Source organism: Xanthomonas sp. 3307 (assembly GCF_014199735.1).
GTDB classification, from domain to species: Bacteria; Pseudomonadota; Gammaproteobacteria; order Xanthomonadales; family Xanthomonadaceae; genus Xanthomonas_A; species Xanthomonas_A rydalmerensis.
In genome coordinates this window covers 73,625-93,905 of the sequence record NZ_JACHOG010000003.1, presented here as the reverse complement: position 1 = coordinate 93,905, position 20,281 = coordinate 73,625, and the positions used below count along the sequence as shown (strand labels likewise).

The following is a 20,281-nucleotide window of genomic DNA, read 5'->3' as shown; positions in this document are numbered from 1 at the left end:
AATCAATCATTGATCGTCCAGCGCGACGGAGGCGGGACGTTCCAACCAGCCGCCGGCGCCATCCGGCACCAGTTCAATCAAATCGATGCGATCCTCGTGCACCCCGGTCACGCGGCCATCGCTCTGCCCCATGTACACGCCCGGACGCACGCGGTAGGTCACCTTGTCCGGCGCCATCACCAGCGCGACCTGACCCGCGCCGCTACCCAGCGTGCCGACCATGTTGAGGCTGTCCAGCGGGAACTGCTCCAGCGGTTCCTTGCGGCGGTTCGGATCCGGGCGCAGACCGCTGCTGCCATCGGGATTGGCCCAGGCATCGCTGAACGGATCGCGCAGGCCCTGCGCCGCGTATTCGAAGGTCTCGAACTGCTGCATCACCGGCAACGGCTCCAGCGGCTGCGCCGGTCGCGCACGTACTTCCTTCACCCAGTTCTCCAGGTTCGGCGCATCGCCCGGCGTGCTGGTGATGGTGCGGCCGCACGCGCCAAGCACCAGCGCCAACGCGCCCGCAACGAGCATCCTGACCATCCGCTGCTGCCGGCTCATGCGCCACCGCCTTGCTTGCCCGCCTTCTTGGCGGCCTGCTCCTGCTCTTCCATTTCCTTGTCGTCCAGGTAGCGATAGGTCTTGACCGTACCGGACAGTTCCAGCTCGCCGCGCGCGGTGATGCCGTTGCTCTTGTCGCGCGGTTTCAGGTTGATGTCGTGCATGGTCAGGATCACCACCCGTGGCAGCGACGCCACGCCGCTGACGAAGGCGCCGAACTGGTGGTAGCTGCCGACCATGCGCAAGGCGATCGGCTTCTCCGCGTAGAACTCCTTCGGCGACTCCGGACCCGGCTGGAACAATTCGTTGGTCAGGCCGCTGGACAGTGCGGTCTGCGAGATGTCGATGATCAGGTCGGGCATCTCGGTCTTGCTCGGCAGCTGCCGCAGCATCTGCTGCAGCACCTGCTCCATCTGCACCAGTTGCTGCTTGAGCGGCTGCAGGTTGACCGCACGGCTCTGTTCCTTCTCGAAGGAGGCGCGCAACTCGGTTTCCTTCTGTTCCAGCGCCTGCAGCTCGTCGCTCTTGCTGCTGATCAGCAGGAACCAGGACAGGATCAGGATGAACAGCGTCACCAGCACGCAGAACACGATCTTGGCCTGCTGCGGCCAGTTGCCGATGTTGTTGAAATCCAGCTCTTTGATGTTGAATTTCTTGCTCATGACGCCGGTCCCTGTTGCGCTGGCTTGGCGGCGGGTGCCGGCGGAGTGGCCGGGGCCGGGGCGGCAGCGCTGCCGGGGGCAGGTACGGCCGCAGGTGCTGCGCCCGGCGCCTGCGCAGGCATCGACGTGCCAGGCGCGCCGCCCGCGGGGGCTGCGCCAGGGGTTGCGGGCGTGGCGGCACCGCCCGGCGCCGTGCCGGCGGCCGCCGGATCGGTGCTCTCGCCCGGCACCGGCAGCTTGACCCGCAGCGTGAACACGTACGGCAACGCCTTGGTGTCGAGGATCGGGCCCTTGGCTTCCTTCTCCTGGGCCTTGGCCTCGATCACCGTCAGCTCCGGATTGGTCATCCAGCCCGAGCCTTCGAGGTTGCGCATGTAGGTACTGACTCGCGCGTTGGACTGCGAGCGACCTTCCAGGGTCAGCATGTCGCCTTCCTGCTTCACCGAGGTCAGCACCACGCCGTCGGGGATGGTCCGCACCAGCGAGTCGAACAGATGCACCATCTGCGAGCGCTTGGCCTGCAGTTCCTCGATGACCTGCTTGCGCGCCAGCAGCCGGCGCTTCTTCTCGTCGAGGGTGTCGATTTCCTTGTTCTGCGCCTGGACCTTCTCGATCTCGGTCTGCAGATACGCGTTGCGCTCGTTCTGGCCGCTGATCTGCAGGTCGTAGTAGAACCAGATCAGCCCCGCCAGCAGCACCCCGGCGAATGCGGCCAGGCCCAGCATCGAGTAGAACTCGCGTTCGCGCTGCTTGCGCCGTTCCGCCCGCCAGGGCAGCAGATTGATCTTCGCCATCAGTCGAAGCTCCTCAGCGCCAGGCCGGTGGCGATCATCAGCGCCGGCGCATCCTGGGCCAGCGCGTGCGCCTGGACCTTCGGCCCCAAGGTCATCTGCGCCAACGGATTGGCGACCACCGTGGCCACGCCGAGTTGCTCCTCCACCATCTCCGGCAAGCCGGCCAAGGCAGCGCAGCCGCCGGCCAGGACGATGTGATCGACCCGGTTGAATTCGCTGCCGGCGTAGAAGAACTGCAGCAGGCGGCTGATCTGCTGCACCGTGGCTTCCTTGAACGGTTCCAGCACCTCGACCTCGTAGCTCTCCGGCAGCCCGCCCTGGCGCTTGGCCATGCCGGCTTCCTCGTAGGTGAGCCCGTAGCGGCGCATCACTTCGTCGGTCAGCTGCTTGCCGCCGAACACCTGCTCGCGGCTGTACAGGCTACGCCCGCCGCGCAGGACGTTGAGGGTGGTCATGGTGGCGCCGATGTCGACCAGGGCGACGATGCCGTCGGCGGCCACCGGCAGCTCGCTGGCCACCAGCGCGAAGGCGTTCTCGACCGCGAAGGCCTCCACGTCCATCACCTTGGCCACCAGGCCGCCCAGTTCCAGGGCCGACTGGCGCAGTTCCACGTTCTCCGAGCGCGAGGCAGCCAGCAGCACCTGCACCATCTCGGGGTTGTTGGGGATGACGCCCAGCACCTCGAAATCCAGGTTCACTTCGTCGATCGGGTACGGGATGTAGTTCACCGCCTCCAGCTCGACCTGGGCTTCCAGTTCGCTCTCGTCCAGCTCGGCCGGCATCGGGATCACCTTGGTGATCACCGCCGAACCGGCCACGGCGGCCGCGGCATGCTTGGCGCGGGTGCCGGAACGGGTCACGGCGCGGCGGATCGCCTCGCCCACCGCCTCGACCTCGACGATGTTCTTTTCGACCACGGCATTGGGCGGCAAGGGTTCGACGGCGTAATGCTCGACACGGAACCGGTTGCCGTTACGCGAAAGCTGCAGCAGCTTGACCGCAGTCGAGCTGATGTCGATGCCGATCAGCGGTTGCTGACTCTTTGGGATAAGCCCCACGGATTTTCCCCTGCCGGCGGGCACTTGGACGCCAATGTTGCGCCAGCGCATTAATAACAAATTTTTTGCAATTGGCAACCGCCCGGTTGCATGCCGCGATCCGTGTCACGGCACGACCTGCGGCAGCAAACCCGTCGCATCCCCGGAACCGGCCCCAGCCGTTCCCCGGCGTACTCTATACTCTGCGCCCAAGAAATCTGCAATCGGAATCTCTCGCGATGCCCCGTTTTCGTCGTTGGCTGCGCTGGGCGCTGGTCATGTTGGTCCTCCTTGGCCTGGTCGGCGCCGCCGTGGCAGGCGGGCTCTACTACGTCGTCTCCTCCAAGCTCCCGGACGTGCAGACCCTGCGCAAGGTCGAACTGCAGGAGCCCATGTACGTCTACTCCAGCGACGGCAAGCTGATGGCGCTGTTCGGCGAGACCCGGCGCTACCCCATCACCATGAAGGACGTGCCGGAGCGGCTCAAGCAAGCCTTCCTGGCCACCGAGGACGCCCGCTTCTACGAGCACGGCGGGGTCGACTACAAGGGCATCGCCCGCGCGGTGTGGCTGCTGGCCACCACCAACGACAAGCGCGTGCCGGGCGGCTCCACCATCACCCAGCAGGTCGCCCGCCAGTTCTTCCTGAGCTCGGAATACAGCTACACCCGCAAGCTGGCGGAGATCCTGCTGGCGCGCAAGATCGAGGCCGAGCTGACCAAGGACCAGATCTTCGAGCTGTACCTCAACAAGAGCTTCTTCGGCAATCGCGCCTACGGCATCGCCGCCGCCGCCGAGTACTACTACGGCAAGAAGCTCAACGAGCTGAGCCTGGACGAGATGGCCTCGCTGGCCGGCATCCCCAAGTTCCCCTCCAGCGGCAACCCGATCAGCAACCCGGAGCGCGCCAAGCAGCGCCGCGACAACTATGTGCTCAGCCGCATGGCCGCCCTGGGCTTCATCACCCCGGCCGAGGCCGAGGCGGCCAAGGCGGTGCCGATGCACGCCGCGCCGCACGAGCGCCCGGTCGAGGTCGAGGCCCCGTATGTCGCCGAACTGGTGCGCCAGGAGATGATCGCGCGCTTCGGCGGCGACGTGCTGGACAAGGGCTACCACGTCTACACCAGCATCGATTCGACCCTGCAGACCGCCGCCAACCATGCGGTGCGCCAGGGCCTGGTCGTCTATGACCGCCGCCACGGCTGGCATGGCGTCGAGAAGCATTTCGACCTGCCCGCCAGCGCCGATGCGGCCGCACTGGCCAGCCACCTGAGCGGCGTCTACGCGCAGGGCGGGATGCTGCCGAGCATCGTCGCCAGCACCGGCAGCGACGGCAGCGCTACCGTGGTGCTCGCCAACAAGACCGAGCTGGTGCTGCCGGTGGCCGCCAGCCGCTGGACCGGGCGCAGCCCGGCCACCCTGCTCAAGCGCGGCGACCTGGTGCGTATCCAGGCCGGCGACAAGCCGGGCGAATGGGAGATCACCCAGATCCCGCGCGGCCAGGCCGCGCTGGTGTCGCTGGACGCCCACAACGGCGCGCTGCGCGCCATGGTCGGCGGCTTCAGCTATGCCGGCAACAAGTTCAACCGCGCCACCCAGGCGCGCCGCCAGCCCGGCTCCAGCTTCAAGCCGTTCCTGTACGCGGCCTCGTTCGAAAAGGGCTTCAACCCGGCCTCGATCGTGCTCGACGCGCCGGTGGTGTTCCGCGACCGCCGCGGCAAGACCTGGTCGCCGCAGAACGACGGCGGCGGCTTCCGCGGCCCGATGCGCCTGCGCGAGGCGCTGGTGCAGTCGCGCAACCTGGTCTCGGTGCGCCTGCTGGACGCCATCGGCGTGGACTTCGCGCGCAAGTACATCAGCCAGTTCGGCTTCCAGGAAGCCGAACTGCCGCCGAACCTGTCGATGTCGCTGGGTACCGCCTCGCTGACTCCGCTGTCGGTGGCGCGCGGTTACACCGTGTTCGCCAACGGCGGTTCGCTGGTCGACACCTGGATCATCGACAAGGTCACCGACCGCGACGGCAATGTCCTGTTCCAGGAGCACCCGCTGACTGCCTGCCGCAGCTGCGGCAGCGTCGGCGGCAACGCGGCGCCGGTCAGCCAGGTGGTCGACGGCTTCAACTTCGGCGCGGCCACGCCGCCGGCGGCGGCCAAGCCGGCCGCGACCACCGCGCCAGCCGCGGACGAAAAGGCCCCGGCCACCGATCCCGAGGCCAAGGTGGCGCCGCGCGCCATCGACGAGCGCACCGCCTATCAATTGGTGTCGATGATGCGCGACGTGGTCCAGCGCGGCACCGGCGCCGCGGCCAAGGTGCTCGGCCGCGAGGACGTGGGCGGCAAGACCGGCTCCACCAACGACCACCGCGACGCCTGGTTCTCCGGCTTCGGCGGCCCCTACGTGACCACGGTGTGGGTCGGCCGCGACGACTACCGCTCGCTCGGCTACCGCGAGTACGGCGGCAAGGCCGCGCTGCCGATCTGGATCGACTACATGCGGATCGCGCTGAAGGACCAGCCGATCGCCCGCAACGATCCGCCGGGCGGCATGGTCCAGGTCAGCCTCAACGGCGCCACGGAATGGGTCAAGACCGAGGACATGGACCGCATCCAGCAGTTCGACGAAAGCCTGCAGGACCAGAAGACCGACGACGCCGCGTTCGACATCTTCTGATCACTCCGCTTCCCCCGCCCCCGGCGCTCGCCGGGGACACGTCCGCCGGGCGCGCCTCGCCCGGCGGACGCTGGCTCACGCGACACCGCCGCTACACCTGAATTTCGCAAGGCTGCGGTACAGTCGGGGCAGGCTTTGAGGGGAGGCGCACCATGCACCACGCTCGGCAACATGCCCGGACCCGCACGCACGAACGCCGTCGCCGACTGGCGCACGAAGCCGCCCGGCTGATGGCCGAAGGCGGCATCCGCGATTTCCACCAGGCCAAGCTCAAGGCCGCCGAGCGGCTCGGCATCCATGACGACGCCTCGCTGCCGCGCAACAGCGAGATCGAGGACGCGCTGCGCGAATACCAGCGGCTGTTCGCCGGTCCGGACCATGCCGGCGAACTGCGTCGGCGGCGCGAGGCGGCGCTGCGCGCGATGGACTTCCTGCATGCGTTCGCGCCACGCCTGGCCGGACCGGTGCACGACGGCACCGCCGATGCCAACAGCCCGGTGCAGTTGCACCTGCACAGCGACGACGCCGAGGCGGTGGCGCGCTTTCTCGAAGAACACCGGATCCCGGCCGAGCTGCGCAGCCGCCGCCTGCGCCTGGACCGCGAGCGCAGCGAGGACTTCCCGGTGTGGCTGTTCGCCGCCGAGGAACTGACCTTCGACCTGACCGTACTGCCCTACGACGCGCTGCGCCAGGCGCCGCTGTCGCAGGTGGACGAGAAGCCGATGCGGCGCGCCTCGATGCCGCAACTGCGGCAACTGCTGACCGAGCAGGACATCGCCGCCTACCAGGACGGCTGAGCGCACCACCATTCCGCGTCGTGGATGCGACGGGCGCCGCACGATCGCGCGGGCGCCCGTATTCCGGCTCGCCGCGCACGCGACGAGGCGCCTGCCACTTCCCTTCCCCGCTTCACCCGCCACAAACGAAAAACGCCCCGCGAGGCGGGGCGTTCCGGACAGCCTTGCGGCGATCGATCAGCGCTTGTCGGCGTTGGTGTAGTCGCGCTTGTCGTAGCCGGTGTAGATCTGGCGCGGACGGCCGATCTTCATTTCCGGGTCGACCTGCTGCTCCAGCCAATGCGAGACCCAGCCGGCAGTACGGGCGATGGCGAACATCACGGTGAACATCTCCACCGGAATGTTCAGCGCCTTGTAGATGATGCCCGAGTAGAAGTCGACGTTCGGGTACAGCTTGCGCTGCACGAAGTAGTCGTCCTTCAACGCGGCCTCTTCCAGCTTCAGCGCAACTTCCAGCAGCGGGTCGTTGACGCCCAGCTCGCCCAGCACCTTGTGGGTCATCTCGCGGATGATCTTCGCGCGCGGGTCGAAGTTCTTGTAAACGCGGTGGCCGAAGCCCATCAGGCGGAAGCTCGAGTTCTTGTCCTTGGCCTTGGCCACGGCGCTCTCGACGTTGTCGGCGGTGCCGATCTCTTCCAGCATCTTCAGCACGGCTTCGTTGGCGCCGCCATGCGCCGGGCCCCACAGCGCGGTGATGCCCGCGGCGACCGAGGCGTACGGGTTGGCGCCGGTGGAACCGACCAGGCGCACGGTCGAGGTCGAAGCGTTCTGCTCGTGGTCGGCGTGCAGGATGAACAGCAGGTCCAGGGCCTTGGCCACGACCGGGTTCATCTCCAGCTGCTCGCTCGGCACCTCGAACATCATGTGCAGGAAGCGCTCGACGTAGCCGAGGTTGTTGCGCGGATAGCGGATCGGCCAGCCGATCGAGTAGCGATAGGCGGCGGCGGCGATCGTCGGCACCTTGGCGATCAGGCGGATCGCGGCCAGGCGGCGCTGCTCCGGATCGTTGAGGTCGAGGGTATCGTGGTAGAACGCCGACAGCGAGGCCACGGTACCGGCCATCATCGCCATCGGGTGCGCGTCGTGGCGGAAGCCGCCGAGGAAGTTCTTCAGCGACTCGTGCATCATCGTGTGATGCGTCACTTCGTGGTCGAACTTCTTGAATTCGTCGGCGGTGGGCAACTCGCCGTTCATCAGCAGGTAGGCCACTTCGAGGAAGTTGGACTTCTCGGCCAGTTGCTCGATCGGGTAGCCGCGGTACAGCAGCACGCCGTTGTCGCCGTCGATGTAGGTGATCGCCGACTTGCAGCTGGCGGTCGCGGTGAAGCCCGAGTCGTAGGTGAAGAGACCGGTCTCCTTGGTCAACTTGGAAATGTCGACGCAATCGTTGCCCAGGGTGGGCTTGAGTACCGGAAGAACGACCGACGTGTCGCCGGCGTTCAACGTGACCTGATCAAGATCGGACACAGTGTGCGCTCCTCGATGGAAGGCGCCTGTCCGATTACGTTGCGAACAGACGCGTGAAGGAAGTCCACGGCAATCGCCACGGATCGCGCCATTATCGCACAGCAGCATTTGCGTCGTCGCTCACCGCTCATGGCGCACGATGGCGGCAGGAAAGCGACACAGCGTTGCATCCTCGCCGCACTTTCACGGAAGGATGACACCGGCGCATCACGCCGGGAGGAGATCGCAGATAGCAAAACGGCCGCGCAAGCGGCCGTCGCTTTACATCCGTTCGACGGTTCCGATCAGCGCGCGTAGCGCTTCTGGAACTTGTCGATGCGGCCGCTGGTGTCGATGACCTTGTGCTTGCCCGTGTAGAACGGGTGCGAAGCCGAGGAAATTTCGACCTTGATCAGCGGATACTCTTCGCCGTCCTCCCACTTGACCGTCTCTTTCGAGGACATGGTCGAACGGGTCAGGATCTTGAAATCGGAGGTGACATCGTGGAACACGACGTCGCGGTACTGGGGATGGATGTCGGCCTTCATGGGCTCGCACCGTAGGTGGCTGCTGGACAAGAGGGAAACTATAACAGCCCTCCTGCCCTGCACGCAACGTTTACGTGATGGCACGTGAGGTGACGGCTCACGAGGCCGCCGCCCTACCAATGGGTCCCGCCCGGACTCGGGCGGGACCGGCAGGCTCAGCCGGCACCGACCGCCGTGCGGGCCAGATCCAGGAACCGTGCATGGTCGTAGCGGATGAGCATGGTCGCGTTGTCCGGCAGGCCCAACTGGCGGTTCCAGTCGACCAGGGTGGCGCCGCGGGTGTGCACCCCGGACAACTCGATCTGCATCGGGCGCGACTGCACCTCCTGCGCACCGTCGGGCTGCAGCGCCCAGGCCATCGCCAGCGCGTCGGCGGCATACCAGTGCTCGCCGCGCGCGTCTTCCGACCACAGCCGGGTCTTGCGCGAGATCAGCTCGTAGAAGCGCGCCTTCGGCGCATCCACCGCCAACCACTGCTCTACCTCGCGGTGCGGCAGGCCGTGCGCCACGGTCGCCTCCCAATCGGCGACCTCGATGTGCGGGAACGCCTTGAACACGATGTGCGCCGCCTCCGGATCGAAGGCGATGTTGAATTCCGCGGCCGGGGTGATGTTGCCGTGGCAGGTGATCGCCCCGCCCATCACCAGGAAGCGGCCGACGCGCTGCGGCAGGGTCGGGTCCAGCTTCAGCGCCAGCGCGATGTTGGTCAGCGGCCCCAGCGCGACCAGCAGCAGGCGCCCGGCGTACTGGTGCGACAGGCGCAGGATCGCCAGCGCGGCATGCTCGGCCTCGGCGCCGCGTGCGGCCGGCGGCAGGTCGACGTCGCCGAAACCATCCTGGCCGTGCACGTGCCCGGCGTCCACCGACGGATGCAGCAGCGGATCGGCGCAGCCGGCGAACACCGGCACATCCTCGCGCCCGGCCACTTCGCACAGCTTCAGCGCATTGCGCACGGTGTGGCGCAGCCCGACGTTGCCGGCGGCGATGGTCAGCCCGACCACCTCATGGCGCGGATCGGCGAACGCCATCAGCAGCGCCAGCGCATCGTCCACGCCGGGGTCGGTATCGATCAACAGGGGAATCTTGTCGCTCATGCGTCGCTTCGCTCGTCCATTCGGTCGCCGAGTCTGGCACTGCGGCGCAGGCATGGGAAGGAGCGGGGATTGGGGAGTCGGGATGACCAGCCATTCGGCTGTTGAAAGCGGGGATTCGCAAAAGCGGCATCGCCACGTCTTCGTTCGAAGGGGCGGCTTTAGCCGCGATCGGGTCTCCTGGTAACGCCCGGTGGCGGCCGAAGCCGCTTCCTACAACAGCAGGCGGACGGCCGCTTCTAACGAATCCCCAATCCCGAATGCCGAATCCCGGCCGCTCAGGCTCCGGCGAACCGCACCGCCCCACCGACCCAGCGCGCGACGATGCGGTCGGCCAGCACCGGCGCCTCCTCCAGCAGCCGGTCGGCCAGGGCATGCACGCGCGGCAGCAGGCCGGCGTCGCGGGCCAGGTCGGCCACGCGGAACGCGGCCAGGCCGGTCTGGCGGGTGCCGAGCAGTTCGCCCGGGCCGCGCAGTTCCAGATCCTTCTCGGCGATGACGAAGCCGTCGTTGGTCTGGCGCATGGTTTCCAGGCGCTGCCGCGCCATCGCCGACAGCGGCGCCTGGTATATCAGCACGCAGCTCGACGCCGCCGCGCCGCGCCCGACCCGGCCGCGCAACTGATGCAGCTGCGCCAGGCCCAGGCGTTCGGCGTTCTCGATGATCATCAGCGAGGCATTGGGCACGTCCACGCCGACCTCGATGACGGTGGTGGCGACCAGCAGGTCGATCTCGCCCTGCTTGAACGCGCGCATCGCCGCCTGCTTCTCCGCCGGCTTCATGCGCCCGTGCACCAGGCCCACGCGCAGCTCCGGCAATTGTGCCGACAGCGCCTCGAAAGTGGCCTGCGCGGCACTGGCCTCGAGCCGGTTGCCGGCGCCGGCCTGCGCGGACTTCTCGCTGTCCTCCGCCTCTTCGATCAGGGTGCAGACCCAGTAGGCCTGGCGGCCTTCGGCGCAGGCCACGCGGATGCGCTGCACCAGCTCGGGACGGCGCTCGGCATTGAGCACGATGGTCTGCACCGGGGTGCGCCCCGGCGGCAGCTCGTCGATGGAGGAGACGTCCAGATCGGCATACGCGGCCATTGCCAGCGTGCGCGGGATCGGCGTGGCGGTCATCACCAGCTGGTGCGGCACGCCGGCGCCGGAGGCGCCCTTGTCGCGTAGCGCCAGGCGCTGGTGCACGCCGAAGCGGTGCTGCTCGTCGACGATGGCCAGGGCCAGGTCGTGGAAGCGCACCGCCTCCTGCATCAGCGCATGCGTGCCGACCACCACCTGCGCCTCGCCCGAAGCGATCTGCGCCAGGGTCGCGCTGCGCGCCTTGCCGGTGACCTTGCCGGCCAGCCAGGCCACGCGCACACCCAGCGGCTCCAGCCAACCGCGCAGGTTGGCCAGATGCTGCTCGGCGAGCAGTTCGGTCGGCGCCGCCAACGCCGCCTGCTTGCGCTTGTCCACCGCCAGCATCGCCGCCAGCGCGGCGACCACGGTCTTGCCGCTGCCGACGTCGCCCTGCACCAGCCGCAGCATCGGCGCCGGCCGCTCCAGGTCGGCGCGGATCTGCGCGAACACACGCTGCTGTGCACCGGTCAGTCGGAACGGCAGCGACTGCTGCAGGCGCTTGGCCAGCAGCCCGCGGCCGCGCAGCGACGGCGCCGGCTGGCATTGCATGGCGATGCGCTGGCGACGCAGGCTCAGGTGATGCGCGAGCAGTTCCTCCAGCGCCAGGCGCTGCTGCGCCGGATGCAGACCAGCGGCGAGCGCAGCCAGATCGGCCTGCGGCGGCGGCCGGTGCGCGACCAGCAGCGCGCTGCGCAGCGACGGCAGGCCGAGTTCGGCCAGCAGCGAGGCCGGCAGCAATTCCAGCGCGGCTTCGTCCGGCAACCGGTCCAGCGCCTGGCCGATCAACCGGCGCACGGTCGCCGGGCCGACGCCCTCCACCGCCGGGTACACCGGATCCAGGCGATCGCCCAGCGCCGCGTCGTCGTCCTCGCCGAGGATCTGATAGCTGGGATGCACGAATTCCAGCCCGTGCTGGCCCGGCTTGGGCGTGCCGAAGGCGCGCAAGCGCGCACCGACCGCGAACTGCGCGGCCTGCGCGGCACGGAACTGGAAGAAACGCAGCACCAGGGTGCCGCGCGAATCGTCGGCCACCGCCACGCGCAGCATCGGCCGGTAGCGGAAGCCGCGGTCCACCGCCTGCACCCGCCCTTCGATCTGCGCCGGCACACCCGGCTGCAGCGCCGCCACGGTGGTCAGGCGGGTGCGGTCCTCATAGCGCAGCGGCAGGTGCAGCCACAGGTCCTGCAGCGTGGACAGGCCGCGCGCGGCGAATTTCTCCGCCAGCTTGGGACCGACGCCGGGCAGCGTGGTCAGCGGCACCTCGCCTGCCGCCGACAAGGCCGGCGCCGGAACCTGCACGCGCGGCACGGCTGGGAATCAGTCCAGCACCATCACCGCATCCACTTCGAAGCCCGCGCCCTTGGGCAGCGCCGAGACTTCGATGGTGGAGCGCGCGGGGAACGGCGCCTGGAAGTAGTCCTGCATCACCGCGTTGACCTGCGCGAACTGCGCCAGATCGGTGAGGTACAGTCCCAGGCGCACGATGCGGTCCAGCGAGCCGCCGGCCGCCTCGGCCACCGCCTGCAGGTTGTCGAAGGCGCGGCGCGCCTGCGCGGCGATGTCGCCGGCGACGATCTCGCCGGTGGCCGGATCCAGCGGGATCTGCCCGGAGAAGTACACGGTGTTGCCGGCACGCACGGCCTGCGAATACGGGCCGATCGCGGCCGGTGCACGGTCGGTATGGATGATCTGGCGGGACATGGCGACTCCGTTGGAAGAATGTCCGCCTAGTTTAGCTGGCGTGCGCGGTTGGGGATTGGGGATTGGGGATTGGGGATTGGGGAATCGGGAATCGGGAATCGGGAATCGGGAATCGGGAATCGGGAACAGCGTGCCCGCCGGGGATGCCGGCCATGCGCTTCGCCCGTTTTTCGTAGGAGCGGCTTCAGCCGCCACGCTTTATCGGTAAGGCGTCGCGGCTGAAGCCGCTCCTACGACGCCAGGACCAGGCCCGCTTCGAATCCCCAATCCCGACTCCCCAATCCCGGCACCACCTATTGGCGCCGCACGCTCTGCACCGCATGCAGACGCCGCAGCCGGCGCATCACCTCGGCCAGGTGGTTGCGGTCGCGCACTTGGATGTTGAAGCGCAGCACCGCGGCGTTGAAGTCGCGGTCCAGGTAGTCGACGCGCTCGATGTTGGACTGGCTCTGCGCGATCGCCGCGGCCAGCTGCGCCAGCACGCCGGTGCGGTTCTCGACCTCCACCACCAGCGCGGTGTCGTAGTCGCCGATGACGCTGCTGTCCCAGCCGATCGGCACCCAGCGCTCGGGCGACTTGCGCAGTTCGGCCAGGTTCGGGCAGTCCAGCCGATGCACCACGATGCCCTTGCCGGCGGTGTGGTAACCCATGATCTCGTCGCCGGGAATCGGCTGGCAGCAGTTGGCGAAGCTGACCACGCCGCGCTCGGTGCCGTTGATCAGGATCTTTTCCTGCGAATGCTTGGAGTGGCCGCCGCCACGCAGTTCGGCATAGGCCATCAGCGCCTGCGCGGCCTGGTTCGGCATCCAGTTGCCCAGCGCCACGTCGGCCAGCAACGCTTCCAGACGCGGGTAGCGGTGCTCGCTGAGAAACGAATCCAGGCGTCCCTTGGGCAGCCGCTCCAGCGAGCTGTCCATCGCTTCCAGCGCGCGGTCGAGCATGCGGTGGCCGAGCTGCACCGCGTCCTCGTGCTCGAGTTGCTTGAGCTGGTGGCGGATCGCGGTGCGCGCCTTGCTGCTGACCACGAATTCCAGCCATTGCGGCTTGGGCGTGGCCGAGCGCGCGGTGATCACTTCCACGGTCTGCCCGCTGACCAGCTTGGTGCGCAGCGGCACCAGCTTCTTGTCCACGCGCGAGGCCACCGCGCGGTTGCCGACGTCGGTGTGCACCGCGTAGGCGAAGTCCAGCGCGGTGGAGTTGCGCGGCAGCGCCAGGATCTTGCCCTTGGGCGTGAACAGGTAGACCTCGTCCGGGAACAGGTCGACCTTGACGTTGTCCAGGAACTCCAGCGACGAGCCGGCGGCGCGCTGCGATTCGATCAGTTCCACGATCCACGCATGCGCACGGCTCTGCGCGCTGTTGGGCGAATCGCCGCCGAACTTGTAGGTCCAGTGCGCGGCGACGCCGCGCTCGGCGATCAGGTCCATTTCCTCGGTGCGGATCTGCACTTCGATCGGCGAGCCGTAGGGCCCGAACAGCACCGTGTGCAGCGACTGGTAGCCGTTGGCCTTGGGAATGGCGATGAAGTCGCGGAAGCGCGCATCCAGCGGCTTGAAGGTGGCATGCACTGCGCCCAGCGCGTGGTAGCAGTCGGGCACGCCGCGCACCACCAGGCGGAAGCCGAACACGTCCATCACCTGGTCGAAGGATTTGTTCTCGTCGCGCATCTTGTTGTAGATGCTCCACGGCGTCTTGATCCGGCTCACCAGGCGGTGTTCCAGCCCCTCCTTGGCCAGACGCTGCGACAACTGCACCTCCACCTGCGCCATCGATTCGCGGCGCACCACCGGCTGGCTGCGGATGTGCTTTTCGATGATCGCGTGGCGCCACGGATGCAGCGCGCGGAAGCCGAGGTTCTGCAGCTCGGACTTCATCAGGCTCATGCCCAGGCGCTGGGCGATCGGCGCGTAGATCTCCAGGGTTTCGCGAGCGATGCGGCTGCGCGCCTCGGCGCTCTGCGCGCCCAGCGTGCGCATGTTGTGCAGGCGGTCGGCGAGCTTGATCATGATCACGCGCAGGTCGCGCGACATCGCCAGCAGCATCTTGCGGAAGCTCTCGGCGGCCGCTTCCTGGCGGTCGCGGAACTTGAGCTTGTCCAGCTTGGTGACGCCATCGACCAGTTCGGCCACCGCCTCGCCGAACTCGGCGGCCAGCTCGGCGCGGGTCAGCGGCGTGTCTTCGATGGTGTCGTGCAGGATCGCCGCGATCAGCGCCTCCACGTCCAGGCCCAGCTCGGCCAGCACGCCGGCCACCGCCACCGGATGGGTGATGTAGGGCTCGCCGGACTTGCGGGTCTGCCCGGCGTGCGCGGCCGCACCGACCTCCCAGGCGCGGCGCAGCAGCGGGATCTGCTCGGCGGGCAGATAGCTGGCGCTGCGTTCGAGCTGCAGGACGTAATCGGGGACCGCCTCGTCGGCCGACGAAGGCGCGGCGTGGGCGACCTGGGCAGAAGGGCCTGGGTTCATGCGGAAAGACTATGCCAGCGGCGCGTGGACGGCAAACCCGCAAAACGAAACAGCCCGCGGATGCGGGCTGTTCGTGGGACGATCGCGACGCGGAGACGCGATCAGTCGTCGTTCTTGGACATGTCCTCGTCGGCGACGACTTCGGCCGCGGCCCATTCCAGCGCCTCGCGCTCGGCGCGCTCGCGCTCGGCCTTCTCGACCTCGTCGATCAGCGCGTTGTCGATCTTGCGCGCGGCGATCTCGCGCAGCGCCAGCACGGTCGGCTTGTCGGCCGATTCGCTGTTGTCGAGGGTGGCCTGCACGCCGTTGGCGAGCTGGCGGGCGCGCTTGGACGCCATCATGACCAGTTCGAAACGGTTGTTAACGACTTCCAGGCAATCTTCTACGGTGATGCGGGCCATGCGGGCTCCCGGCGGGCCGGTGGCGGCCGCGCGTTCGAATGAGGGAAAGGGCGGGGATTGTAGGGCGACAACCGCCCGAGTTCAACCCCACCCCATCCGGTTCCCTTTGGAATCAGCCAGTTGGCTGTTCCTGCAGGAGGGTATCGATCAGCCCGGCATGGCGCAGCTGCTGCTGCGGCCGGCGCAGGCGGCTGGCCACGAAGATCGCGCACATCTCGTCCACCGCGGTATCGAAGTGCTCGTTGACGATCACGTAATCGAAGTCGGCGTAGTGCGACATCTCCTCGCGCGCGGCGGCCAGCCGCTGCGCGATCACCGCCTCGCTGTCCTGGCCGCGCTTGCGCATGCGCTGCTCCAGGGCCTCGCGCGAGGGCGGCAGGATGAACACGCTGACCGCGTCCGGCACCTTGGCCCGCACCTGGCGCGCGCCCTGCCAGTCGATCTCCAGCAGCACGTCGTGGCCGGCGGCCAGTTGCGGCTCCACCGACTGCCGAGCAGTGCCCTTCCAGTCGCCGTGGACCCGGGCGTACTCGAAGAAGTCGCCGGCATCGATCATCCGCTGGAACTCGTCGGCGGAGACGAAATGGTAGTGCTCGGCATGGCGTTCGCCCGGGCGCGGCGCGCGCGAGGTGAACGAGATCGACAGCGCGATCTGCGGGTCGCGCGCCAGGGTGGCGTTGACGATGCTGCTCTTGCCGGCGCCGGACGGGGCCGCCACGATGTAGAGAGTGCCGCGCATAGGATCAGGGATTCGGGAGTGGAGAGTCGGGATTCGCGAACGGAGCCGCGGGCCAACACCCACGGGGTCGATATGCTACCCGGTATTGGACGTGACCGGCCCGGCGCGCCAATCCCCAATCTCGAATCCCGCCATCCCGGCTATTCGAGGTTCTGCACCTGCTCGCGGATCTGATCGATCAGCACCTTCAGTTCCACCGCGGCGTTGGAGGTGCGGCTGTCCACCGACTTCGAGCCCAGGGTGTTGGCCTCGCGGTTGAACTCCTGCAGCAGGAAATCCAGGCGCCGGCCCGCCGGTTCCGGCTGGCGCAGCACCCGGCGCAGTTCCTTGATGTGGCTGCCGAGCCGGTCCAGTTCCTCGTCCACATCGAGCTTCTGCAGCCACAGCACCAGCTCCTGCTCGGCGCGGCCGGGATCGACCGGATGCGGCAAGTCGGCCAGGCGTGCCGCCAGCTTGGCGCGCTGGCCGTCGCGGATGGCCGGGATCAGCGTGCGCACCTCGCCGGCGATGCGCTCCACCGCATCGACCCGTTCGGCGATGGCCGCGGCCAGCTTGCCGCCCTCGCGCTCGCGCGCGGCGACGAACTCGGCCAGCACCTCGTCCAGCAGTTCCAGCGCCTGCGCCTGCAGCGCCGCCGGATCGACCGTCTGCCCCTGCAGCACCCCGGGCAACTGCAGCAGATCGACGAACTGCACCTGCATCTGCCCAAAGCGCGCACCCAGCCGCTGCGCGAGCACGCCCAACTGTTCGACCAGGGCCTCGTTCACCGCCAGCGTCTGCGCCGCATCCGGCGCGCGCAGGCGCAACATCAGGTCGAGCTTGCCGCGGCTGATGCGCGCGGCCACGCGTTCGCGCAGCTGCGGCTCCAGCGCGCGCAGTTCTTCCGGCAGGCGCACGCCCACTTCCAGGAAACGGTGGTTGACCGAGCGCAGCTCGCATCCCAGCGTGCCCCAGGGAGTGATGCGCTCGGCGCCGGCGTAGGCGGTCATGCTGCGGATCATGCGGTGTTCCGGTGCGGACAAGGGGCGAATGTTAACCTAGGGCTCTCTCACGCCTCACCGACGCGGTCACATGCCGCGCACGGCCCCGCCCTTCCCGGAACCCCTGCATGTCCTTCTCCCGTCCCAGCGGCCGCACGGCCGATCAGTTGCGCCCGGTCCGCATCGAACGCGCCTTCACCCGCCACGCCGAAGGTTCGGTCCTGGTCAGCTTCGGCGACACCCGCGTGCTGTGCAACGCCAGCGTCGAGAACCGCGTGCCGGGCTTCCTGCGCGGCAAGGGCGAAGGCTGGGTGACCGCCGAATACGGCATGCTGCCGCGCGCCACCCATTCGCGCTCCGATCGCGAAGCCGCGCGCGGCAAGCAGGGCGGACGCACGCTGGAGATCCAGCGTCTGATCGGCCGCGCGCTGCGCGCCTGCGTGGACCGCAATGCGCTGGGCGAGCGCACCATCACCCTGGACTGCGACGTGCTGCAGGCCGACGGCGGCACCCGCACCGCCGCCATCACCGGCGCCTATGTGGCGCTGGTGGATGCGGTGAACTGGCTGCAGAAGCGCGGCGACCTGAAGAAGCCGGTGGTGCTGGGCGCGGTCGCGGCAGTCTCGGTCGGGGTCTACCGCGGCGTGCCGGTGCTGGACCTGGACTACGCCGAGGACAGCGACTGCGATACCGACATGAACGTGGTGATGAACGACGGCGGCGGCTTCATCGAGGTGCAGGGCACCGCCGAAGGCCATGCCTTCCGCCGCGACGAACTGGACGCGCTGCTCGGCCTGGCCGAGCGCGGCATCGGCGAGCTGCTGGCGGCGCAGCGCGCAGCCCTGGCGCAATGAACCGGCGCCTGGCCCTGGTCACCCTGGTGGTGGCCGACTACGACGAGGCCATCGCCTGGTACACCGGCAAGCTGGGATTCCAGTTGCTGGAAGACGTGGACCAGGGCCACAAGCGCTGGGTCGTGGTCGGGCCTGGCGATGCGCACGGCGCGGCGCTGCTGCTGGCGCGCGCCGGCAACGATGCCCAACGCAGCCGCATCGGCGACCAGACCGGCGGCCGCGTCGGCTTCTTCCTGCACACCGACGACTTCCAGCGCGACCATGCGGCGATGCTCGCCGCCGGCGTGGAGTTCCTGGAAGCCCCGCGTCACGAACCCTACGCCACGGTCGCGGTGTTCCGCGATCTGTACGGCAACACTTGGGATCTCCTGGAGCCCACCGCATGAAACTGGTCCTGGCCAGCAGCAACGCCGGCAAGCTCGAAGAACTGCACGCCCTGCTCGACGACGTCGGGGTCGAGTTGATCGCGCAATCCACGCTCGGCGTCAGCGATGCCGACGAAACCGGCCTGACCTTCGTCGAGAACGCGCTGCTCAAGGCACGCCACGCCGCCCGCGTCACCGGCCTGCCGGCGCTGGCCGACGATTCCGGCATCTGCGTGGACGCGCTGCACGGCGCGCCGGGGTTGTACTCGGCGCGCTACGCCGGCGAACACGGCAATGCGCAGGCCAACATCGACAAGCTGCTGGACGCGCTGCGCGATGTGCCCGACGCACAGCGTGGCGCGCACTTCTACTGCGTGCTGGTGCTGCTGCGGCATGCCGAGGATCCGCAACCGCTGCTGGTGGAAGGCCGCTGGCGCGGCCGCATCGCGCATGCCCGCGCCGGCAGCGGCGGGCACGGCTACGACCCGGTGTTCCTGGATCCGGAACATGGTCAGACCGCGGCCGAGATGCCACTGGCGCTGAAGAACCGCATCAGTCATCGCGCCCTCGCCCTGCAGCAGCTCAAGCAGCGCCTGGCCGACCTGCTGGCGGCGCAGCCCGTCGGGTGAACGCGCCGCGCGCGGGCACCGGGCCAGTCCAGGCACCGCGGCGCGCGCAGACTGCCTTGCGCCGCTGCGCCAAGCCCTGAGCCATCCAGCGCCCGCACCGCCCGCTTCTCCGTTTCCCAGATTCCCGCCCGCCATGCCGCACGCCCACGACCATTGCCAGCATCCGCCCGGCACCGCCTGCCCGGACCCGTCCGCGCACGCCGACAGCCCGGCGCTGGTGCCGCCGCCGCTGTCGCTCTACGTGCACCTGCCCTGGTGCGTGCGCAAATGCCCGTACTGCGACTTCAATTCGCATGCGGCCAAGGGCGCGCTGCCCTTCGACGCCTATGTGGATGCACTGATCCGCGACCTGGACCAGGACCTGCCGCTGGTCTGGGGCCGCGTGGTCAACAGCGTGTTCTTCGGCGGCGGCACGCCCAGCCTGTTCCCGCCCGAGGCGATCGACCGCTTCCTGCAGGCGGCCAGCGCCCGGCTGCGCTTCGCGCCGGGCCTGGAGATCACCCTGGAGACCAATCCCGGCACCGCCGAGCACGGCCGCTTCGACCGCTACCTGGCGGCCGGGGTGAATCGCCTCAGCTTCGGCATCCAGAGCTTCGACGATGCGGCGCTGCAGCGGCTGGGCCGCATCCACGACGGGGCCGAGGCCGAGCGCGCGGTGAAGCTGGCGCAGGACGCCGGCTACGCCAATTTCAACCTGGACCTGATGTACGCGCTGCCGCAGCAGACCCTCGCCGAGGCCGAGCGCGACATCGCGCGGGCGCTGGCGCTGCAGCCGACCCACATGAGCCACTACCAGCTCACCCTGGAACCGAACACCGTGTTCGCCGCGCGGCCGCCGCAGGGCATTCCCGAGGACGACGACGCCTGGGACATGCAGGAGCGCTGCCAGGCACTGCTGGCCGAGGCCGGCTACGCGCAGTACGAGGTCAGCGCCTACGCCCGCGCCGGCTACCGCTGCGCGCACAACCTGAACTACTGGACCTTTGGCGACTATCTCGGCATCGGCGCCGGCGCCCACGGCAAGATCAGCTCCGGCGCCGAGCAGAGCATCCTGCGCCGCTGGAAGCACAAGCACCCGCAGGCGTTCCTGGACGCGGCCGGGACGCCGGCGGCGATCGGCGGCGACGAGTGGATCGCGCCGGAGCGGCGTCCGTTCGAGTACATGCTCAACGCGCTGCGCCTCAACGACGGTTTCGCGCTGCGCGACTTCAGCGCCCGCACTGGCCTGCCGCTGCAGGCGATCGCCCCTGCCCTGGCCACCGCGCAGGCCCGCGACTGGCTGCGGGTGGACGCCGGCCACGCCGTGCCGACCGAGCTGGGGCGTCGTTTCACCAACGACGTGGTCGCCCTGTTTCTGCCCTGAGACGCGTCCTGGCGAGGCCGCCCGCCTTGGTTGCGGCGGCGGATCGTGCTACATACCCCGCAGAAAAGTACAACGG

19 protein-coding genes are annotated in these 20,281 nt (G+C 68.7%); 6 read left to right on the top strand and 13 right to left on the bottom strand.

Features of this window, described 5'->3' with window-relative positions:
• Positions 1-6: 6 nt before the first annotated feature.
• From GGR64_RS09095 to GGR64_RS09080, 4 genes are read right to left on the bottom strand one after another with little or no spacing between them, the layout of a single operon-like run.
• On the bottom strand, positions 7-546 hold the full coding sequence (locus tag GGR64_RS09095; protein ID WP_160965391.1) for a pilus assembly protein PilP: 540 nt from the start codon (positions 544-546) through the stop codon (positions 7-9).
• Complete coding sequence (locus GGR64_RS09090) at positions 543-1,208, bottom strand: type 4a pilus biogenesis protein PilO (protein WP_160965390.1); 666 nt, start codon at positions 1,206-1,208, stop codon at positions 543-545. The genes GGR64_RS09095 and GGR64_RS09090 overlap by 4 nt, the downstream gene beginning before the upstream one ends.
• The gene (locus tag GGR64_RS09085; RefSeq protein ID WP_184645339.1) at positions 1,205-2,002 is read right to left on the bottom strand and encodes a PilN domain-containing protein; all 798 of its coding nucleotides are present in this window, start codon (positions 2,000-2,002) and stop codon (positions 1,205-1,207) included. The genes GGR64_RS09090 and GGR64_RS09085 overlap by 4 nt, the downstream gene beginning before the upstream one ends.
• Positions 2,002-3,060: a pilus assembly protein PilM gene (locus tag GGR64_RS09080; RefSeq protein ID WP_017908825.1), complete on the bottom strand. Its 1,059-nt coding sequence runs from the start codon at positions 3,058-3,060 to the stop codon at positions 2,002-2,004. The genes GGR64_RS09085 and GGR64_RS09080 overlap by 1 nt, the downstream gene beginning before the upstream one ends.
• 218 nt (positions 3,061-3,278) lie before the next feature.
• On the opposite strand from GGR64_RS09080, the gene GGR64_RS09075 reads away from it, so the two are divergent.
• Both GGR64_RS09075 and GGR64_RS09070 read left to right on the top strand, forming a co-directional pair.
• Positions 3,279-5,708 (top strand): penicillin-binding protein 1A, encoded by a 2,430-nt coding sequence (locus tag GGR64_RS09075; protein ID WP_184645337.1) that lies wholly within the window; start codon positions 3,279-3,281, stop codon positions 5,706-5,708.
• 152 nt (positions 5,709-5,860) lie between these two features.
• Positions 5,861-6,505, top strand: coding sequence for a hypothetical protein (locus tag GGR64_RS09070; RefSeq protein ID WP_160965387.1), 645 nt, complete (start codon positions 5,861-5,863; stop codon positions 6,503-6,505).
• 177 nt (positions 6,506-6,682) lie between these two features.
• On the opposite strand, the gene GGR64_RS09065 is transcribed toward GGR64_RS09070, so the two are convergent.
• From GGR64_RS09065 to GGR64_RS09025, 9 genes are all read right to left on the bottom strand, one after another.
• Positions 6,683-7,972 (bottom strand): citrate synthase, encoded by a 1,290-nt coding sequence (locus GGR64_RS09065; RefSeq protein WP_160965386.1) that lies wholly within the window; start codon positions 7,970-7,972, stop codon positions 6,683-6,685.
• Positions 7,973-8,256: 284 nt separating this feature from the next.
• A complete protein-coding gene (locus GGR64_RS09060) occupies positions 8,257-8,499 on the bottom strand; it encodes a type B 50S ribosomal protein L31 (protein ID WP_010341537.1) in 243 nt (80 codons plus the stop codon).
• Positions 8,500-8,654: 155 nt separating this feature from the next.
• Positions 8,655-9,593 (bottom strand): nucleoside hydrolase, encoded by a 939-nt coding sequence (locus GGR64_RS09055; protein ID WP_160965384.1) that lies wholly within the window; start codon positions 9,591-9,593, stop codon positions 8,655-8,657.
• A gap of 275 nt (positions 9,594-9,868) precedes the next feature.
• Positions 9,869-12,016 (bottom strand): ATP-dependent DNA helicase RecG, encoded by a 2,148-nt coding sequence (recG, locus tag GGR64_RS09050; protein WP_184645335.1) that lies wholly within the window; start codon positions 12,014-12,016, stop codon positions 9,869-9,871.
• Between the two features lie 9 nt (positions 12,017-12,025).
• Positions 12,026-12,409, bottom strand: a complete 384-nt coding sequence (locus GGR64_RS09045; protein ID WP_010341827.1) for a RidA family protein — start codon at positions 12,407-12,409, stop codon at positions 12,026-12,028.
• A gap of 293 nt (positions 12,410-12,702) precedes the next feature.
• The gene (locus GGR64_RS09040) at positions 12,703-14,874 is read right to left on the bottom strand and encodes a bifunctional (p)ppGpp synthetase/guanosine-3',5'-bis(diphosphate) 3'-pyrophosphohydrolase (RefSeq protein ID WP_160965378.1); all 2,172 of its coding nucleotides are present in this window, start codon (positions 14,872-14,874) and stop codon (positions 12,703-12,705) included.
• A 101-nt stretch (positions 14,875-14,975) separates the two neighbouring features.
• On the bottom strand, positions 14,976-15,275 hold the full coding sequence (gene rpoZ / locus GGR64_RS09035) for a DNA-directed RNA polymerase subunit omega (protein WP_160965376.1): 300 nt from the start codon (positions 15,273-15,275) through the stop codon (positions 14,976-14,978).
• A 112-nt stretch (positions 15,276-15,387) separates the two neighbouring features.
• Positions 15,388-16,014 (bottom strand): guanylate kinase, encoded by a 627-nt coding sequence (gene gmk / locus GGR64_RS09030; RefSeq protein WP_160965374.1) that lies wholly within the window; start codon positions 16,012-16,014, stop codon positions 15,388-15,390.
• A gap of 140 nt (positions 16,015-16,154) precedes the next feature.
• Positions 16,155-17,015, bottom strand: a complete 861-nt coding sequence (locus tag GGR64_RS09025) for a YicC/YloC family endoribonuclease (protein ID WP_184645333.1) — start codon at positions 17,013-17,015, stop codon at positions 16,155-16,157.
• 107 nt (positions 17,016-17,122) lie between these two features.
• On the opposite strand from GGR64_RS09025, the gene rph reads away from it, so the two are divergent.
• The 4 genes from rph (at position 17,123) to hemW (ending at position 20,205) form a co-directional block, all read left to right on the top strand.
• Positions 17,123-17,848, top strand: a complete 726-nt coding sequence (rph, locus tag GGR64_RS09020; RefSeq protein WP_184447076.1) for a ribonuclease PH — start codon at positions 17,123-17,125, stop codon at positions 17,846-17,848.
• The gene (locus GGR64_RS09015; RefSeq protein WP_184447077.1) at positions 17,845-18,234 is read left to right on the top strand and encodes a VOC family protein; all 390 of its coding nucleotides are present in this window, start codon (positions 17,845-17,847) and stop codon (positions 18,232-18,234) included. Before rph ends, GGR64_RS09015 begins: the two co-directional genes overlap by 4 nt.
• Positions 18,231-18,842, top strand: coding sequence for an RdgB/HAM1 family non-canonical purine NTP pyrophosphatase (gene rdgB, locus GGR64_RS09010; RefSeq protein ID WP_184645331.1), 612 nt, complete (start codon positions 18,231-18,233; stop codon positions 18,840-18,842). The genes GGR64_RS09015 and rdgB overlap by 4 nt, the downstream gene beginning before the upstream one ends.
• A 133-nt stretch (positions 18,843-18,975) precedes the next feature.
• Positions 18,976-20,205 (top strand): radical SAM family heme chaperone HemW, encoded by a 1,230-nt coding sequence (gene hemW, locus GGR64_RS09005; protein WP_184645329.1) that lies wholly within the window; start codon positions 18,976-18,978, stop codon positions 20,203-20,205.
• Positions 20,206-20,281 lie beyond the last annotated feature (76 nt).

Bases quoted from the DNA above. Each gene is read 5' to 3' on its own strand.
- gmk (WP_160965374.1), bottom strand. From the start codon at position 16,014: ATGCGCGGCACTCTCTACATCGTGGCGGCCCCGTCCGGCGCCGGCAAG.
- GGR64_RS09070 (WP_160965387.1), top strand. From the start codon at position 5,861: ATGCACCACGCTCGGCAACATGCCCGGACCCGCACGCACGAACGCCGT.
- GGR64_RS09090 (WP_160965390.1), bottom strand. From the start codon at position 1,208: ATGAGCAAGAAATTCAACATCAAAGAGCTGGATTTCAACAACATCGGC.
- rph (WP_184447076.1), top strand. From the start codon at position 17,123: ATGTCCTTCTCCCGTCCCAGCGGCCGCACGGCCGATCAGTTGCGCCCG.
- GGR64_RS09085 (WP_184645339.1), bottom strand. From the start codon at position 2,002: ATGGCGAAGATCAATCTGCTGCCCTGGCGGGCGGAACGGCGCAAGCAG.
- rdgB (WP_184645331.1), top strand. From the start codon at position 18,231: ATGAAACTGGTCCTGGCCAGCAGCAACGCCGGCAAGCTCGAAGAACTG.
- GGR64_RS09015 (WP_184447077.1), top strand. From the start codon at position 17,845: ATGAACCGGCGCCTGGCCCTGGTCACCCTGGTGGTGGCCGACTACGAC.
- GGR64_RS09095 (WP_160965391.1), bottom strand. From the start codon at position 546: ATGAGCCGGCAGCAGCGGATGGTCAGGATGCTCGTTGCGGGCGCGTTG.
- rpoZ (WP_160965376.1), bottom strand. From the start codon at position 15,275: ATGGCCCGCATCACCGTAGAAGATTGCCTGGAAGTCGTTAACAACCGT.
- GGR64_RS09075 (WP_184645337.1), top strand. From the start codon at position 3,279: ATGCCCCGTTTTCGTCGTTGGCTGCGCTGGGCGCTGGTCATGTTGGTC.
- GGR64_RS09045 (WP_010341827.1), bottom strand. From the start codon at position 12,409: ATGTCCCGCCAGATCATCCATACCGACCGTGCACCGGCCGCGATCGGC.
- GGR64_RS09060 (WP_010341537.1), bottom strand. From the start codon at position 8,499: ATGAAGGCCGACATCCATCCCCAGTACCGCGACGTCGTGTTCCACGAT.
- GGR64_RS09025 (WP_184645333.1), bottom strand. From the start codon at position 17,015: ATGATCCGCAGCATGACCGCCTACGCCGGCGCCGAGCGCATCACTCCC.
- hemW (WP_184645329.1), top strand. From the start codon at position 18,976: ATGCCGCACGCCCACGACCATTGCCAGCATCCGCCCGGCACCGCCTGC.
- GGR64_RS09040 (WP_160965378.1), bottom strand. From the start codon at position 14,874: ATGAACCCAGGCCCTTCTGCCCAGGTCGCCCACGCCGCGCCTTCGTCG.
- GGR64_RS09055 (WP_160965384.1), bottom strand. From the start codon at position 9,593: ATGAGCGACAAGATTCCCCTGTTGATCGATACCGACCCCGGCGTGGAC.